This is a genomic window from Streptomyces sp. NPDC028331, assembly GCF_055565775.1.
This window is the reverse complement of the sequence record NZ_JBVHTR010000036.1, coordinates 567-15895: the sequence shown is the minus strand read 5'-3', so window position 1 is coordinate 15895 and position 15329 is coordinate 567. Positions and strand designations below refer to the sequence as shown.

Genomic DNA, 15329 nt, shown 5'->3' with positions numbered 1-15329 from the left:
AGCGTCACCGCATGGACAGCCGTTTCGACCTCCCGGCGGGTACCGAGGGCGCCGGAATCACCGTGCGGCGGGCGCTGGAGCTGCCCGGGCTGCGCAGCGGGCTGCCGGAGGTGCTGGCGGGCGCCGACCGGCTGGGCCGCACGGTGCGCTGGGTGCACGCGGGCGAGGTGCCGAACATCGCCTCGCTGCTCAAGGGCGGCGAACTGCTGCTGACCACCGGGTACGGGCTCGGCAGCCGCCCCGCCGAGCAGCGGGCGTTCGTGCGGACGCTGGCCGAGCGCGGTATCGCGGCCCTGGTGGTGGAGCTGGGCACCCGTTTCACCCGGCTGCCCGCCGCCCTCGTCGAGGCGGCGAAGGCCGCCGGGCTGCCGTTGGTGCAGTTGCATCGCGAGGTGCCGTTCGTGACGGTCACCGAGGAGATCCACACGGAGATCGTCAACGGCCACTACGCCCTGCTCCAGCGGGCCGAGGAGGTGCACCGCCGCTGCACCGAGGCGCTGCTCGGTGGGGGCGGGGTGCCGCAGGTCCTGGGCATTCTGGCCGACTTCGGCGGCAACCCGGTGTTCCTGGAGACCGCCGACGGTCGGCTTCTCTACGCCGCCGGGACCGGCCCCGCGGACACGGACCCCTTGCAGGTGTGGGAGGGGCTGCGCGGCCACCACAAGGACGAGCCGCCGGCCGGGACGACGATCGTGGACGTGCCCGGCGGTGGCCCCGGCGCGGGGGCGGTACGGGCCCGGCTGGTGCTGTTGCCGGTGAGCGCGCCGGTTGCGCCGGTGCACCGGATCGCGGCCGAGCGGGCCGCGGGCATCCTCGCCGTGGTGCTGATGCAGGCCCGGCAGGAGGAGGAACTGGCGGCGCGCGGGCGTGGCGACTTCCTCACCGACCTCGCCGAAGGCCGGATCGCCGCCGACGACGCGCCGGCGCAGGCCCGGGTGCTGGGCTTCAAGCCGGGCCGCGGCCCGCTGCTGCCGGTGGTGATGCGCCTTGCGGACGGGCCCGCGGCGGGCGGCGGGGGCTGGGCGGTGCTGGCGCGGGCGGTCGCGGAGGAGCTGGTGTCCGTGGGGGTGCCGGTGCTGCTGGGCGTGCGGCCGGTGGAGGGGCGGGTGCCGCTGCTGCTGGGGCTGCGCTCGGAGTCGGAGCGGGCGGCGGTCGCCGACCGGGTGGCCGCGGCGCTGCGGGCGGGCGTGGAGCGGGCGGGCATGCAGCGGCCGGGGGCCCGGCCGCCGGTCGTGGTGGTGGGGGTGGCGGGCGGCTGGGCCGCGGCGTCGGCGGGGCTGCGGCACGCGGCGGAGACCGCTACGGCGGCGCAGGGGTTGCCGGAGCTGCCCTGGTACGACGCCCGCCGCCTGGACATCGACCTGCTGCTGTGGCGGCTGCGCGACCATCCGGACCTGGCGGCCTTCGTGGACCGCGCGATCGGCCCGCTGCGGGAGCACGACGACCGTTCGAAGCCGCCGCTGCTGCCGACGCTTCAGACGTATCTGGCCCATGCGGGCCGCAAGGCGGAGACGGCCCGCGAGCTGCACCTGAACCGGCAGACCCTCTACAACCGGCTGGCGAGGATCGGGGAGCTGCTGGGCACGGACCTGGACGACCCGCAGACGGTGCTGACGCTGAGCCTGGCGCTGCGGGCGCGCCGGCATGTGCCCTGACCGTCCTCAGAGGTAGGGCCGCACCTGGGTCAGCTCGTCGTAGACGCTGAGGACCTGGGCGACGGTCTCGTCCTCGGTGGGCCAGGTGGCGGCCTGCCGGGTGCCCGTGTTCTTCAGCAGCTCACGGCGTGCCGGGTCGTCGAGGAGCCGTACGACGGCGGTGGCGAGCGCGTCCGCGTCGCCGTACGGGACGAGTTCGGCGGCGTCGCCGACCAGTTCGCGGATGCCGCCGACGTCGGTGGCGACCAGCGGCACACGCGCGTGCAGGGCCTCCTGGGCGAGCACGGACCGGGACTCCCAACTGCTGGGCAGCAGCGCGACATCGGCGGCGGCCAGCAGCTCCGCCACGTCCTCGCGCCGTCCCACCAGCCGCACCGGGAGCCCCTCGTCCTCGATGCGTCGCTGCAGCACCGTCCGCAGCGGCCCCTCCCCCGCGATGACGACCAGCGGCTCCGGGTCGAGGCCGCACCAGGCGCGGGAGGCGTCCAGCAGCACCTCGTGGCCGCGGTGCCGGTCGAGCGCGCCGACGGCGATGAGCAACGGCCGGTCGGTGGCGCCGAGTTCCGCGCGGAGCTTGGGGCTCACCGGGTCGGGGTCCTCGTACTCGGTGGGTCTGCGGGGCGCGGGGAGGGCGACGGCGGCGAGCCGGGCGTCGCGGGCGCCCCGCCGGCGGGCCCGTTCGACCAGGTCGGACGACGTGCCGAGCACGACGGACGCGGCCCGGGCCACGCGCCGCTCCAGCAGGCGCAGCAGATGTGCGCGGGCGCCCTCGGCGTGCGCCCGGGTGTGCCAGGTGACGACGAGGGGCGTGCGGCGTCCACCGAGGGCGAGGGCGGCGCGCAGGCCCGCGTGCAGCCCGTGCGCGTGCACCAGGTCGGCGTCGCCGCAGGCGATGCGGAGCGCGGCCAGGGACGCGGGGTCCGTGCTGCGGGGCACGGGGACGTGCTGGGCGCCGGCGCCGGTGAAATCGTAGGTGCGCTCGGCCTCCACGGGGGCGCACACCGTCACGCGCACGCCCCTGGCGACCAGGCCCGCAGCCAGTGTGCGCACGTGCGCGCTGCTGCCCGCGCTGCCCCCGCCGAGCACCTGCACGGTGCGCAGCGGCGACCGGCCGTGCGGTGAGAGGCTGCTCGCGAGGCTCACGTGGCCGGGGCTCCTGGTTCGGCGTCGGACGGTCACGAAGAAACGTACAGAAGGATCGCGCGGTGGAGGCGGACCGCGTGAGGTGGACCGCGGTTGACTCAAGGATGCCAGGGCGCGCGGGTGTTGCGGGACCGGCGGGCGCGGGCGAGCACGGCGGAGCGGGTGCCCGGGCGCGCACCCCGGTCACTCACACGGGTGAGGTGGTGGCCGGAGGGAGGGGGGCCACGGGGAACTGTCCGATCCGCCACGACCTCGCGGCTTCGCTCACCTTGTCCCCGTACGCCGCCGCGGCCACGAACGCGACCGCGTGCGCAAGCATTCCGGCCCGCCCGTTGCCGGCCACGGCCGCGGCCCCGAGCGCGGCGCCGAGGGCGTGCGCCCCGGTGTCGCCGAGCATCGCGCGTTCGCCGAGGTCGTCGGGGAGGGCGGCGGCCGCGGCCCCCATCGCGGCGGCGGTCAGCTCCCCGCAGGCGCCCTTCCGCAGCAGCCCGGGCGCACCCAGCGCGAGGACGGCCCCGGCGGCCCGCCCCGGCCGGACGTCCACCAGGTTGACGAAGTGCGCGGCTCCGGCGATCACCACGCCGGCGAGCACCTTGTCCAGGGGCCGTTCCTTGAGCACGGCCCCCGCGGCGAGCGCGGCGGCCGAGATCCCGAACAGTTTCACCGCACCACTGGTGACGTCACCGTCCCGCAGGGCCGACAGATGCGCCCGGAACCCCCTGTGGGAGCCGCCCGCGATGTCGTCGTAGGCCCCGCAGGCACCGGCGGCGAGCACGGCGAACCCGGCCGCCGGATGGACCCGCCCGGCCCCGATGGCGGCCGCCGCGGCCACCGCGGGCCCCGGGTACAGCACGACGGTCCGCCCGGCGTGGTTCGTCCGCTGCCAACGCCCCCGCCCGCCCGGCGCCACGGCGCGCAGAGCGGCGGTGGCGCCCCGGGTGACGGCGGCGGCGAGCGCGAACGAAACGGTCCTGCGGGTGCGCGTGATCATCGCACCAGCCTAATCCGCCCGCCGGAAGCCTGTCCTACACGTCCGTCCGTGCCGTGGCCAGCAGTTCCTCCGCGTGGGCGCGGGCGGTCTCCGAGTCCTCCTGGCCCGCCAGCATCCGGGACAGCTCACGGATCCGCTCCTCGCCCTGGAGGACCTTCACCCCGGAGCGCGTCACCGAGCCGTCGTCGGTCTTCTCCACCAGCAGTTGCCGGTCGGCGAACGCCGCCACCTGCGGCAGGTGGGTGACCACCACGACCTGCGCCGTCTTCGCGAGCTTCGCGAGCCGGCGCCCGATCTCGACCGCCGCCTTGCCGCCGACGCCCGCGTCGACCTCGTCGAACAGGTAGGTGGGCACGGGGTCCGTGCCCGCGAACACGACCTCCACGGCGAGCATCACGCGCGACAGCTCACCGCCCGAGGCGCCCTTGGCGATGGGCCGGGGCGGCGCGCCGGGATGCGGGGCGAGCAACAGTTCGACCTCGTCGACGCCCGACGGGCCGTAGGCGACCGTACGCCCGCCGACCTCGACCCCGTTCGGGTCCTCGGTCTGCCGGATCTCGAACGACACGCGCGCGTGCGGCATGGCGAGCGAGGCCAGCTCGGCGGTGACAGCGGCGGCGAACCGCTCGGCGGCCTCCGCCCGTGCGTCCGTCAAGGCCTGCGCGAGACCGCCCAGCTCGGCCCGCAGCGCGTCCCGTTCGGCGGTCAGCTCCTCGATCCTGTCGTCGTCGCCGTCCAGTTCGCTCAGCCGGGCGGCGCTCTGCTCGGCCCAGTCGAGAACGGCGTTGATGTTCTCGCCGTACTTCCGGGTGAGCGCGGTGAGTGCGGCCCGCCGTTCCTCCACGGCCGCCAGCCGCAGCGGGTCGGCGTCCAGGTCGTCGGCGTACCCGGCCAGCTCACCGGCCACATCGCCCAGCAGGATGCCGATCTCCCCGATCCGCTCGGCGAGCCCCGCAAGCGCCGGGTCGTGCGAGCGGACCGCCTCCAGCGCCCGGTGGGCGCCCGCGACCAGGGTGGAGGCGTCGACGGCTTCGGGGTCCTCGGGATTGCCCGCCAGCGCCGAGTGCGCGGCCGTCGCCGCCGACGCCAGCGCCTCGGCGTGCCCGAGCCGCTCGGCCTCCTCGGCGAGCTCCACGTCCTCACCCGGCCGCGGCTCCACGGCCGCGATCTCCTCGAGCCCGAAGCGCAGCATGTCGGCTTCCTGGGCGCGCTCACGGGCACGCGTGGTGATCTCGTCCAGTTCGGCGGAGACCGCGCGCAGCCGCCGGTAGGCCTCCTGGTACTTGGCGAGCGGCACGGCGACGGCGTCCCCGGCGTACCGGTCCAGCGCCTGCCGCTGCCGGGACTGCTTGAGCAGGCCCTGCTGGTCGGTCTGCCCGTGCACGGCGACCAGTTCGTCGGCCAGCTCCGCCAGCACGCCGACGGGCACGGAACGCCCGCCCAGGTGCGCCCGCGAGCGGCCCTCGGCGGAGACGGTACGGCTGACGATCAGCGCCCCGTCGTCGAGTTCGGCCCCGGCCTCTTCGGCGCGTACGGCGACGGAGGCGTCCTCGGGCAGGGCGATCCGGCCCTCGACGACCGCGTTCTTCGCCCCGATCCGCACGAGCGCGGGGTCGGCGCGCCCGCCGAGCAGCAACCCGAGACTGGTGACGACCATGGTCTTGCCCGCACCCGTCTCACCGGTCACGGCGGTGAAACCGGGCGACAGCTCGACGACGGCATCGTCGATGACTCCGAGAGACCGTATCCGCATCTCCTCCAACACGGAGAAGACCTTACGAGGTCGGCGGGCAGAAGTGCGAGCGGCCCATGTCACTCCTGGGAGGTACACCGCGGCCCGAGAGGGCCGCGGGGCCGTGCCGATGTGCGGCTCCGCCGCGTGGGCGCGGGAAACCACGGACCGCCGCACCGGACGGACGGCCCGCCGTTCCCTAGTGCGGCCGCCCTCGCCAGCCCGACACCGGAAGCGCGAACTTGGCCACGAGCCGGTCGGTGAACGACGCATGGTGCAGCCGAGCCAGCCGCACCGGGACCGCCCCCCGCCGCACCTCCACCCGCGCGCCCTGCGGCAGCTCCACCATCCGCCGCCCGTCGCACCACAGCACCCCGTGCGAGGTGTCCGGCTGCACCTCGACGGCCAGCACCGAGTCCGGGGAGGTCACGAGCGGCTTCGCGAACAGCGCGTGCGCACTGATCGGCACCATCAACAGCGCCTCCACCTCCGGCCACACCACGGGCCCGCCGGCGGAGAAGGCGTAGGCGGTCGACCCGGTGGGGGTGGCGCACACGATGCCGTCGCAGCCGAACCCGGTCACCGGCCGCCCGTCGATCTCCAGGACGACCTCCAGGAGCTTCTCGGCGGACACCTTCTGCACGGCCGCCTCGTTGAGCGCCCAGTCGGTGTGGACGATGTCGCCGTTCCTGTGCACGACGACGTCGACCGTCATGCGCTCCTCGACCTCGTACGCCTTCATCACCACCCGGTCGACGACCCGGTCGAGGTCGTCGCGCTCGGCCTCGGCGAGGAAGCCGACCCGGCCGAGGTTGATGCCCAGCATCGGCACCCCGGAGGCGCGGGCGAACTCGGCGCCGCGCAGCAGGGTGCCGTCACCGCCGAGCACGATGAGCAGCTCGCACCCGTCGAGGCACTGCGGGGTGGCCTCCTTGACCAGTTGCACCTCGTCCGGCAGCGGAAGGTCGGCCGCCTCGTCCTCCAGGGCGCGCACACCGATCCCGGACCGCAGCAGGCCCTTGACCAGCAACTCGGCGCTGCGGATGGCGGCGGACCGACCGGTGTGGGCCAGCAGGAAAACAGTACGAGCTCGGTTCGTTGTCAACGCGGCCCCTCCGCCACAGCACGGTCAACGTCGGCCGGGTCCAGCGCGGGTGCTCCGGCTCGCAGCCACAGAAAGTACTCGACATTGCCCGAGGGCCCGGGCAGCGGGCTGGCCGTCACGCCCTTCACCCCGAGCCCCAGTTCCGCGGCCCGCCCGGCCACCTGGCACACGGCCTCGGCGCGCAACTGCGGGCTGCGGACGACGCCGCCGCTGCCGAGCCGTTCCTTCCCCACCTCGAACTGCGGCTTGACCATCATCACCAGGTCGGCGTCCGGCTTCGCGCACCGCACCAGGGCGGGCAGCACCAGTCCGAGCGGGATGAAGGACAGATCCCCCACGACAAGATCCACTGGCTCCCCATCGATCGCTTCGAGCGTCAACTCGCGTACGTTCGTACGGTCTTTGACGGTGACGCGTTCATCGCTCTGCAGAGACCAGGCGAGTTGTCCGTATCCGACGTCCACGGCGACGACGTGTGCGGCGCCGGCGCGCAGCAGGACGTCGGTGAAGCCTCCGGTGGACGCGCCGGCGTCCAGTGCCCGCCGTCCCTCGACGACCAGGCCCTGGGGGACGAAGACCTTCAGGGCGCCGGCGAGCTTGTGGCCGCCGCGCGAGACGTAGTCGGGGTCGCTGTCGTCCCGCGCGACCACGATGGCGGCCGCGGTCTCGACCTGCGTGGCGGGCTTGGTCGCAACCGTCTTGCCGACGGTGACCCGGCCTGCGGCGATCAGCTGGCCGGCGTGCTCACGCGAGCGCGCGAGCTTCCGGCGGACCAGCTCCGCGTCGAGACGGCGGCGTGCGACTCCTGCCACGTTCGGTTCAGCTCCTGTTGCCGTAGGACCCTGGGGGCGCCGGAGGTCCCGGACGGGCGTCGAGCGCGGTGAGCGCGTCGCGCAGCCCCCGATGTACATCCTCGTACACCTCGATGTGCCCGTCGGTGGCGAGGTGGTCGGCGTCGGCCAGACGCTCCAGGGCCGCGTCCACATCGGCGTCGCCGGTGGGGGTCCGGGGCACGTTCAGGGGGGCGGGCACGGCGGGGTCGTCCGCCGCCTGGGACGCGGACTGCGCCGGACCGTCCGGCTCCACTGCCCCCGCTTCCGCCGGGACCCCGGCCTCCGTCACAGAGTCGCTCATGCCCCGAACGCTATCGCGAAGCGCTGAGGTACCGTCGCTGACGATGGCGACGATTGAGGAGTGCCGCAGCGCACTCGAGAAGTTCTCGGACAACCTGGCGGGCGCCGAAGGGGACGTACGTGAAGCGGCGGCCCTCGACCGCTCGCTGAGCTGCCACATCACCGACCTGGACGTCACGTTCGTCGGCCGCCTCGAGGACGGCCGGATCGAGGTGCTGGACACCCTCCAGGGGCCGCCGGCCGAGAAGGCCCAGATCAGACTCGCGATGACCGGGGACGACCTGGTGGCGATGGTCGACGGGGAACTGCACTTCGCCAGGGCGTGGGGTTCGGGCCGGGTCAAGCTGGAGGCGGGGCTGAGGGACCTGTTCCGCCTCAGGAAGCTTCTTTAGCGGCGGCTGCGACCGACTGTGCCCGTGCCCTGCGGGCCGCCGGGACCACCAGCGGGGTTCCCGTCTCCGGGTCGGGGATGACCTGGCAGCGCAGGCCGAAGACCTCCTCCACCAGCTCGGCGGTGACGATGTCGTTCGGCGCGCCCTCGGCGACGACCCGGCCGTCGCGCAGGGCGACGAGGTGGGTGGCGTACCGGGCGGCGTGGTTGAGGTCGTGCAGCACGGCGACCAGGGTGCGCCCCTGCTCCTCGTGCAGTTCGGCGCACAGGTCGAGCACGTCGATCTGGTGCTGGATGTCGAGATAGGTGGTCGGCTCGTCGAGCAGCAGCAGCGGGGTCTGCTGGGCGAGCGCCATGGCGATCCACACGCGCTGCCGCTGGCCGCCGGAGAGTTCGTCGACGTAACGGTCGGCCAGTTCCGCGACGCCGGTCCGCGCCATGGCCTCCTGCACGACCCGCTCGTCCTCGCCGGACCACTGGCGCAGGAGCCCCTGGTGCGGGTAGCGCCCGCGCCCGACCAGGTCCGCCACGGTGATCCCGTCGGGTGCGACGGAGGACTGCGGGAGCAGGCCCAGCGTGCGCGCGACCTTCTTCGCGGGCATCGACTGGATGACCTGCCCGTCCAGCAGCACCCGCCCCTGAGCGGGCCTGAGCATCCGGGACAGGGCGCGCAGCAGCGTGGACTTGCCGCAGGCGTTCGGGCCGACGATCACGGTGAAGGAGTGGTCGGGGATCTCCACGGACAGCCGTTCGGCGATCACGCGCTGGTCGTAGGCGAGGGTGACGTCGTCGGCGCAGAGGCGGTTCACAGTGCTCCTCGTGGTCCTGGTGTCGTTCGTGTCCGGTGCGTCCGCGGCCGTCATGTCCGGCCCTCCGGCACCCCCGTGTCCGGCCCGCCCGTGGCCCTCATATGCGGCCCGCCCTGCGTTCGGCGACCAGCAGCCACAGCAGATAGGCGCCGCCGAGGACTCCCGTCACCACGCCCACGGGGAGCTGGTCGGCGCCGAACACCCGCTGCGAGGCCCAGTCCGCGACGATCAGCAGGGTGGCGCCCATGACCATGGAGGGCACCAGGTTCGGCCCGGGCGAGCGGGTCAGCCGGCGGGCGAGCTGAGGCGCGGTGAGCGCCACGAACCCGACCGGTCCCGCGGCGGCCGTGGCACCGGCGGTGAGCAGCACCGCGGACACCATCAGCAGCAGCCGTACCCGCTCCACCCGCACGCCGAGGGCGCAGGAGACGTCGTCGCCCATCTCCATCATCCGCAGCCCGCGCGCGTTGCCGAGGACGAGCGGTACGAGGACGGCGCAGAGGGCGAGCAGCGGCCACACCTGGTCCCAGTCGCGGCCGCCCAGCGAGCCGGTCATCCAGAAGACCGCGCGGGCCGCGTCCACGATGTCGGCCTTGGTGAGCAGGAACCCGTTGACCGCCGTCACGACCGCGGAGACACCGATGCCGACGAGGACGAGGCGGTAGCCGTGCACGCCCTGTTTCCAGGCGAGCAGATAGATGGCGGCTCCGGTCACCAGGCCGCCGACGAGCGCGCCCAGGGCGACCTGGGTCGCGCTGCCGGAGAACAGCACGATCACCACCAGTGCCCCCGCGGTGGCCCCCTGACCGAGGCCGAGCACGTCCGGACTGCCCAGCGGATTGCGGGAAACGGACTGGAACAGCGCGCCGCCCAGGCCGAGCGAGGCGCCGACCAGCAGGCCGACCAGCACGCGCGGCAGCCGCAGCTCGGTGACGATGAACTCCTGGCCCCGATCGCCCTCGCCGGCCAGTGTCCTCAGGACATCCCCGGCCGGGATCGGGAAGTCGCCGGTGCCGATCAGCAGCACGCTCGCGGCGAGCGCGGCGAGCAGGAGCAGGACGACCACGACGAGCGCCCGGACGTCCAGTCGGAAGGACAGCCCTGCGGGGGCTGTGAGGACACGCTTGGACGTCACAGCCGGGCCGCCCTCCGTCGCCGCACGAGGAAGATGAAGACCGGGCCGCCGAGCACCGCGGTCACGATGCCGACCTGGAGTTCGGCGGGCCGGGCGACGACACGGCCGATGACATCGGCGCCGAGCAGCAGCACCGGCGACAGAACGGCCGCGTACGGCAGGATCCAGCGCAGGTCCGGTCCGGTGAAGGACCGCACGGCGTGCGGGACCATCAGCCCGACGAACACGATCGGTCCGCAGGCGGCGGTCGCGGCCCCGCACAGCACGGTCGCGGCGGCCATGGACAGGGCGCGGGTGCGGTTGAGGTTCGCGCCTAGGGCGCGGGCGGTGTCGTCGCCCATCGCCACGGCGTTCAGCGGGCGGGCCAGTGCGAGCGCGAGGACCGTACCGGCCAGCAGGAACGGCAGGACCTGCCGGATGGTCGCGTCCGTGGCGGAGGCCAGGGAGCCGACCGTCCAGAAGCGCATGGTGCCGAGCGCCGCGTCATCCATGATCATCGCAGCCTGGAGGTAACCGTAGAGCGCGGCACTGATCGCGGTGCCTGCGAGCGCGAGCCGCACCGGTGTGGCGCCCCGGCTGCCGCCGAGGAACCACACCAGGGCCCCGACGGCGGCCGCGCCCAGGAAGGCGAACCACACATAGCCGCTCAGGCTGGTGACGCCGAAGTAGGTGATGGCGGTGACGACCGCCGCGGACGCGCCCGCGTTGATGCCGAGCAGACCGGGGTCGGCCAGCGGGTTGCGGGTGAGCGCCTGGAGGACGGCACCGGCCAGACCGAGCGCGGCGCCGGCGAGCAGACCGAGCACCGTGCGCGACCGCCGGTCGCCGACCACGACGTCGGCGTACGTCCCCGAGTCGTGGAACAGGCCGTGCCAGACCTGCGCCGGCGAGAGGCCCTTCGCACCGATCGCGATGCTCGCCAGTGCGACCAGCGCCAGGAGCGCGAGGGAGACGAGGAGCCCGAGGGTCCGTACCGCCCGGCGATGAGGGGGCGCGGGGGCGGCGTCCGCGCGCGGTTCGGGAGGGCTGTCGACCAACACCCAGTTAGGTTAGCCTACCCTCGCTTCGCGTCTCGACCGGCCGCCCCTCCGCTGTCACAGCCCGAGCCGCGCCAGCGCCTTCTCCCCGTCCAGGCCGCACGAGCCGTCGCCGGCCGCCGTCCAGGCCGCCGCGCACAGCGCCCGCAGCCCGTCCAGCGCCTCCCCGTCACCCTCCAGCTCCAGTCGGTCCCCCGCCGTCGCCGTCCAGCCACCGCAGCGGAAGCCGCCGCCCTCCCCGACGACCTCCGGCTGCCCGGTCAGCAGCCCGCGCAGGTCCGCGTCCACGTACGTCGGCCGGTGCTGCGGCGTCGCCGCCAGCAGCCGCGCGCCGTCCGTCACGCCCGTCAGGACCAGCAGCGAGTCGACCCCGCCGTTGAACGCGCCCTCGATGTCCGTGTCCAGCCGGTCCCCCACCACCAGCGGCCGCTTCGCGCCCGTGCGCAGGATCGTCTCGCGGTGCATCGGCGGCAGCGGCTTGCCCGCCACCTGCGGCTCCGCGCCGGTCGCGATCCTCACGACCTCCACGGCCGCCCCGTTCCCCGGCGCGATACCGCGCGCGCTCGGGATCGTCAGATCGGTGTTCGACGCGAACCACGGCACCCCGCGCGCGATGGCGTAACAGGCCTCCGCGAACCGCCCCCACGGCAGCTCGGGCCCGCCGTAACCCTGCACCACGGCCACCGGGTCGTCCTCGGCCGACTCCACGGGCACCAGCCCCCGCTCCCGCAGCGCCACCCGCAGCCCCTCGCCGCCGATCACCAGGACCCGCGCCCCCGCCGGCACCTGCTCACTGATCAGCCGGGCCACCGCCTGCGCCGACGTGATGACGTCCGAGGATCCCGTCGGTATCCCCAGCTCCGTCAGGTGCGCGGCCACCGCGTCCGGCGTACGCAGCGCGTTGTTCGTCACGTACGCCAGATGCATCCCGCCGCGGCTCGCCGTGCCGAGCGACTCCACGGCGTGCGCGATCGCGCTGCCCCCCGCGTACACCACCCCGTCCAGGTCGAGCAGCGCCGTGTCGTACGCCTCGCTCAGCGGTGCCGCACTGCCCTCGGGCCGCGTCCTGACGGTCTGGCTCATTACGCATCGCTCCTCGTTCGATCGCCTTCCCCGATCATCCCGCACGGCACTGACACACTTACGATGCATCAATGAACACTGCAGGTCGTGGGGACGTACCGGCGCACACGGGTCTTGACCTGGCTCCCTTCCGGGGCCTGCGCTACGACCCCGACCGCGTCGGCAGTCTCGCCGCGGTCACCTCACCGCCGTACGACGTCGTCGTTCGCCCGGACGGACTCCTCCACCTGGAGTCGGCGGACCCGCACAACATCGTGCGTCTCATACTGCCCCAGGCGGCCACCCCGGCGGCACGCACCAAGCAGGCGGCGGAGACCCTGCGCCGCTGGCTCGCCGAGGGCGTGCTGCGGACCGACACCGAGCCCGGCCTGTACGTCTACGAGCAGCGGGGCGGCGGGGTGCTCCAGCGCGGCGTCATCGGGGCCCTGCGCGTCTCGGAACCCTCGGAGGGCGTGGTGCTGCCCCACGAGGACGTCATGCCACACGTCATCGCGGACCGCGCCGCCCTGATGCGCGCCACCTGCGCCAACCTCGAACCCCTGCTGCTCACCTACCGCGGCAACGGCTCCGAGGCCGGCGCCACGGCGGTCGTCGAACGCACCGTCGAACGCACGCCGCTGCTGGCGACCACCACGGAGGACGGTTTCAGCCACCGCCTGTGGTCGGTGACGGATCCGGACGCTCTGGCCGAGATCCGGGCGGATCTGGCCCAGCACCAGGCCCTGATCGCCGACGGCCACCACCGCTGGGCGACATACGTGCGGCTCCGCGCCGAGCACGCCTCACCGAGCCCGTGGGACTACGGCCTGGTCCTGCTGGTGGACACCGCCCGCTACCCGCTGAGGGTCCGGGCCATCCACCGCCTTCTGCACCGGCTCCCGGTGCCCGAGGCGCTGTCCGCCCTCGAGGGCCTGTTCCGCGTACGCGAGCTGCGCCTGCCGCTGCCGGAGGCCCTGGAGGTGCTGGCCGACGCCGCCTGCGCCGGCAACGCCTTCCTCCTCGCCGGCGACGGCGCCTTCCACCTGGTGGACCAGCCGTCCCCGGACCTCCTGGCCCGTACGGTCCCGGCGGACCGTCCCGAGGCCTGGCGCACCCTGGACGCGACGGTCCTGCACGCCGCGCTCCTGGAACACGTCTGGCGCATCCCCGAGGACTCACCGGAGCACATCGCCTACATCCACGACACGGCCGCCACGGTCGAGAAGGCCGAGCGCGACGGCGGCACGGCGGTCCTGATGCACCCGGTCCGCGAGGAGGTCGTCCGCGAACTGGCCCGCCAGGGCGTGACGATGCCGCGCAAGTCGACGTCGTTCGGGCCGAAACCGGCCTCGGGGCTGGTGCTCCGGGCGCTGGAGCTCTGAGACGCGACAGGGCGGGACCCGAGGGGGTCCCGCCCTGTCCCGTCCGGTGCCGGCGACCGACGTCAGTCGGTGGCGCCGTCGTCCCCGGCTGCGCCGTCGCGCTCGTCGTCGCTTGCCTCGTCGTTCTCGTCGTCGCTCTCGTCGTCGCTCTCGTCGTCGCTCTCGACCAGGGCGTCGACGAACTCCACGCCGTCCAGTTCGGCGAGCCGGTCGGAGGCGTCCGTGCTGCCGTCCCTGTCGGCCTCGACGGCCTTGGCGAACCACTCGCGTGCCTCGCCCTCCCGGCCGGCGGCCAGCAGCGCGTCGGCGTACGCGTACCGCAGCCGCGCGGTCCACGGCTGGACGGAGTTGGACGCCAGCTCGGGGCTCTGCAGCGTCACGATCGCCGCGTCGAGCTGCCCCATGTCCCGGCGCGCACCGGCCGCCACGAGCCGCATCTCGACCTGGCCGGCCTTGTCGAGCTTGTGCACCTCGGGCGCACCGGCCATGTCCAGCGCCTTCTCGGGCCGGCCGAGACCGCGCTCGCAGTCCGCCATGACGGGCCACAGGTCGACGGTGCCGGTCATTCGCCGGGCGGCCCGGAACTCGGCGAGCGCCTCACCGTACTTCTGGTTCGCGTAGGCGGCGAAGCCGGCCGCTTCGCGCACGGCGGCGACGCGGGACGCGAGGCGCAGCGCGACCCTGGAGTACGCGTACGCCGTCTCGGCGTCCTCGTCGATGAGCCGGGCGACCATCACCAGGTTCTTGGCGACGTCCTCGGCGAGCGTCTTGGGCAGGCTCTGCAGCTCCTGCCGTACGTCCTTGTCGATCTCCTCGCCGGTGACGTCCTCGGGGATCGGCAGCCGCTTGATCGGCTCGCGGTCACGGTCCCGCTCCTCGCGGAACCGGCCGCCGCCACGCCGGTCGTCACGGCCCCGGAAACCTCCGGGGCGGCCGCCGCGCTCGTCACGGCCCCGGAAGCCGCCGGGACGCCCACCGCGCTCGTCGCGCCCACGGAAACCGCCGCGGTCGGAGCGGCTGTCGTCCCGACGGAAGCCACGCTCGCGGTCGTCACGGCGCGGGCCGGACGGCCGGTCGTCGCGACGCTCGTCGCGCCGGAAGCCACCGCGCTCACTGTCGCGCCGGTCGTCTCGACGATCCTCCCGCCGGTCGTCGCGGCGGACATCCCGGCGGTCGTCGTGGCGGTCGTCGCGACGGCCGTAACCGCCACGGTCGTCATCACGGCGGCCGTAACCGCCACGGTCGTCGTCGCGACGGCCGTAACCGCCACGGTCGTCATCACGGCGGCCGTAACCGCCACGGTCGTCATCACGGCGGCCGTAACCGCCGCGGTCGTCATCACGGCGGCCGTAACCGCCGCGGTCGTCATCACGGCGGCCGTAACCGCCACGGTCGTCGTCACGGCGGAAGGAGGGGCGGTCGCCCTCGCGGCGGAAGCCACGGTCGCGGTCGTCACGGCGCGGGCCGGACGAACGGTCGTCGCGACGGAAGGAGGGGCGTCCACCACGGTCACGGTCGTCACGCCCGCCACGGTCGCGGTCGTCACGGCCATGGAATCCGCCACGCTCGCCACGGTCGCCGTCACGACGGTCGTCTCCACGGCGATCGTCGCGACGGCCGTACCCACCGCGGTCATCGTCGCGGCGACCGTAACCACCGCGGTCGTCGTCACGGCGGAAGGAGGGGCGGTCGCCCTCGCGGCGGAAGCCACGGTCGCGGTCGTCACGGCGCGGGCCGGACGAACGGTCGTCGCG

At 74.3% G+C, this 15329-nt stretch carries 15 protein-coding genes; 4 read left to right on the top strand and 11 right to left on the bottom strand.

All coding sequences use genetic code 11. The annotated features are described in order from the left end of the window. Nucleotides 1-11 precede the first annotated feature (11 nt). Complete coding sequence (locus ACZ4SW_RS34790; RefSeq protein WP_468253075.1) at nucleotides 12-1655, top strand: PucR family transcriptional regulator; 1644 nt, start codon at nucleotides 12-14, stop codon at nucleotides 1653-1655. A gap of 6 nt (nucleotides 1656-1661) precedes the next feature. On the opposite strand, the gene ACZ4SW_RS34785 is transcribed toward ACZ4SW_RS34790, so the two are convergent. From ACZ4SW_RS34785 to ACZ4SW_RS34760, 6 genes are all read right to left on the bottom strand, one after another. Beyond that, nucleotides 1662-2798, bottom strand: coding sequence for a glycosyltransferase family 4 protein (locus tag ACZ4SW_RS34785; RefSeq protein ID WP_468253074.1), 1137 nt, complete (start codon nucleotides 2796-2798; stop codon nucleotides 1662-1664). Nucleotides 2799-2985: 187 nt separating this feature from the next. Beyond that, on the bottom strand, nucleotides 2986-3789 hold the full coding sequence (locus ACZ4SW_RS34780) for a hypothetical protein (RefSeq protein ID WP_468253073.1): 804 nt from the start codon (nucleotides 3787-3789) through the stop codon (nucleotides 2986-2988). A gap of 34 nt (nucleotides 3790-3823) precedes the next feature. Further along, a complete protein-coding gene (gene recN, locus ACZ4SW_RS34775; RefSeq protein WP_468253109.1) occupies nucleotides 3824-5542 on the bottom strand; it encodes a DNA repair protein RecN in 1719 nt (572 codons plus the stop codon). Nucleotides 5543-5720: 178 nt separating this feature from the next. Then, nucleotides 5721-6626 (bottom strand): NAD kinase, encoded by a 906-nt coding sequence (locus tag ACZ4SW_RS34770; RefSeq protein ID WP_468253072.1) that lies wholly within the window; start codon nucleotides 6624-6626, stop codon nucleotides 5721-5723. Then, nucleotides 6623-7438: a TlyA family RNA methyltransferase gene (locus tag ACZ4SW_RS34765; RefSeq protein ID WP_468253071.1), complete on the bottom strand. Its 816-nt coding sequence runs from the start codon at nucleotides 7436-7438 to the stop codon at nucleotides 6623-6625. The genes ACZ4SW_RS34770 and ACZ4SW_RS34765 overlap by 4 nt, the downstream gene beginning before the upstream one ends. A gap of 7 nt (nucleotides 7439-7445) precedes the next feature. Then, nucleotides 7446-7760: a hypothetical protein gene (locus tag ACZ4SW_RS34760; protein WP_468253070.1), complete on the bottom strand. Its 315-nt coding sequence runs from the start codon at nucleotides 7758-7760 to the stop codon at nucleotides 7446-7448. A gap of 43 nt (nucleotides 7761-7803) precedes the next feature. On the opposite strand from ACZ4SW_RS34760, the gene ACZ4SW_RS34755 reads away from it, so the two are divergent. Next, complete coding sequence (locus ACZ4SW_RS34755; RefSeq protein WP_468253069.1) at nucleotides 7804-8151, top strand: SCP2 sterol-binding domain-containing protein; 348 nt, start codon at nucleotides 7804-7806, stop codon at nucleotides 8149-8151. Here the strand turns inward: ACZ4SW_RS34755 and ACZ4SW_RS34750 are convergent. The 4 genes from ACZ4SW_RS34750 to ACZ4SW_RS34735 are packed head-to-tail and all read right to left on the bottom strand — an operon-like array spanning nucleotide 8135 to nucleotide 12214. Then, complete coding sequence (locus ACZ4SW_RS34750; RefSeq protein ID WP_468253068.1) at nucleotides 8135-9013, bottom strand: ABC transporter ATP-binding protein; 879 nt, start codon at nucleotides 9011-9013, stop codon at nucleotides 8135-8137. The two genes, ACZ4SW_RS34755 and ACZ4SW_RS34750, sit on opposite strands and share 17 nt — an antisense overlap. 43 nt (nucleotides 9014-9056) lie before the next feature. Beyond that, on the bottom strand, nucleotides 9057-10094 hold the full coding sequence (locus tag ACZ4SW_RS34745; RefSeq protein ID WP_468253067.1) for a FecCD family ABC transporter permease: 1038 nt from the start codon (nucleotides 10092-10094) through the stop codon (nucleotides 9057-9059). Further along, entirely contained in the window at nucleotides 10091-11134 is a 1044-nt protein-coding gene (locus tag ACZ4SW_RS34740; protein ID WP_468253066.1) for a FecCD family ABC transporter permease, read from the bottom strand. The genes ACZ4SW_RS34745 and ACZ4SW_RS34740 overlap by 4 nt, the downstream gene beginning before the upstream one ends. 54 nt (nucleotides 11135-11188) lie before the next feature. Beyond that, nucleotides 11189-12214 carry an HAD hydrolase-like protein gene (locus tag ACZ4SW_RS34735; RefSeq protein WP_468253065.1) on the bottom strand — a complete coding sequence of 342 codons (1026 nt, stop codon included), beginning with the start codon at nucleotides 12212-12214 and terminating at the stop codon, nucleotides 11189-11191. A gap of 71 nt (nucleotides 12215-12285) precedes the next feature. On the opposite strand from ACZ4SW_RS34735, the gene ACZ4SW_RS34730 reads away from it, so the two are divergent. Next, a complete protein-coding gene (locus ACZ4SW_RS34730; RefSeq protein ID WP_468253064.1) occupies nucleotides 12286-13575 on the top strand; it encodes a DUF1015 domain-containing protein in 1290 nt (429 codons plus the stop codon). Between the two features lie 62 nt (nucleotides 13576-13637). On the opposite strand, the gene ACZ4SW_RS34725 is transcribed toward ACZ4SW_RS34730, so the two are convergent. Next, nucleotides 13638-14417 carry a tetratricopeptide repeat protein gene (locus tag ACZ4SW_RS34725; RefSeq protein WP_468253108.1) on the bottom strand — a complete coding sequence of 260 codons (780 nt, stop codon included), beginning with the start codon at nucleotides 14415-14417 and terminating at the stop codon, nucleotides 13638-13640. A gap of 336 nt (nucleotides 14418-14753) precedes the next feature. Between ACZ4SW_RS34725 and ACZ4SW_RS34720 the strand changes: the two genes are divergently transcribed. Beyond that, the coding region (locus ACZ4SW_RS34720) for a hypothetical protein (RefSeq protein WP_468253111.1) at nucleotides 14754-15329 on the top strand (576 nt) is incomplete at its 3' end.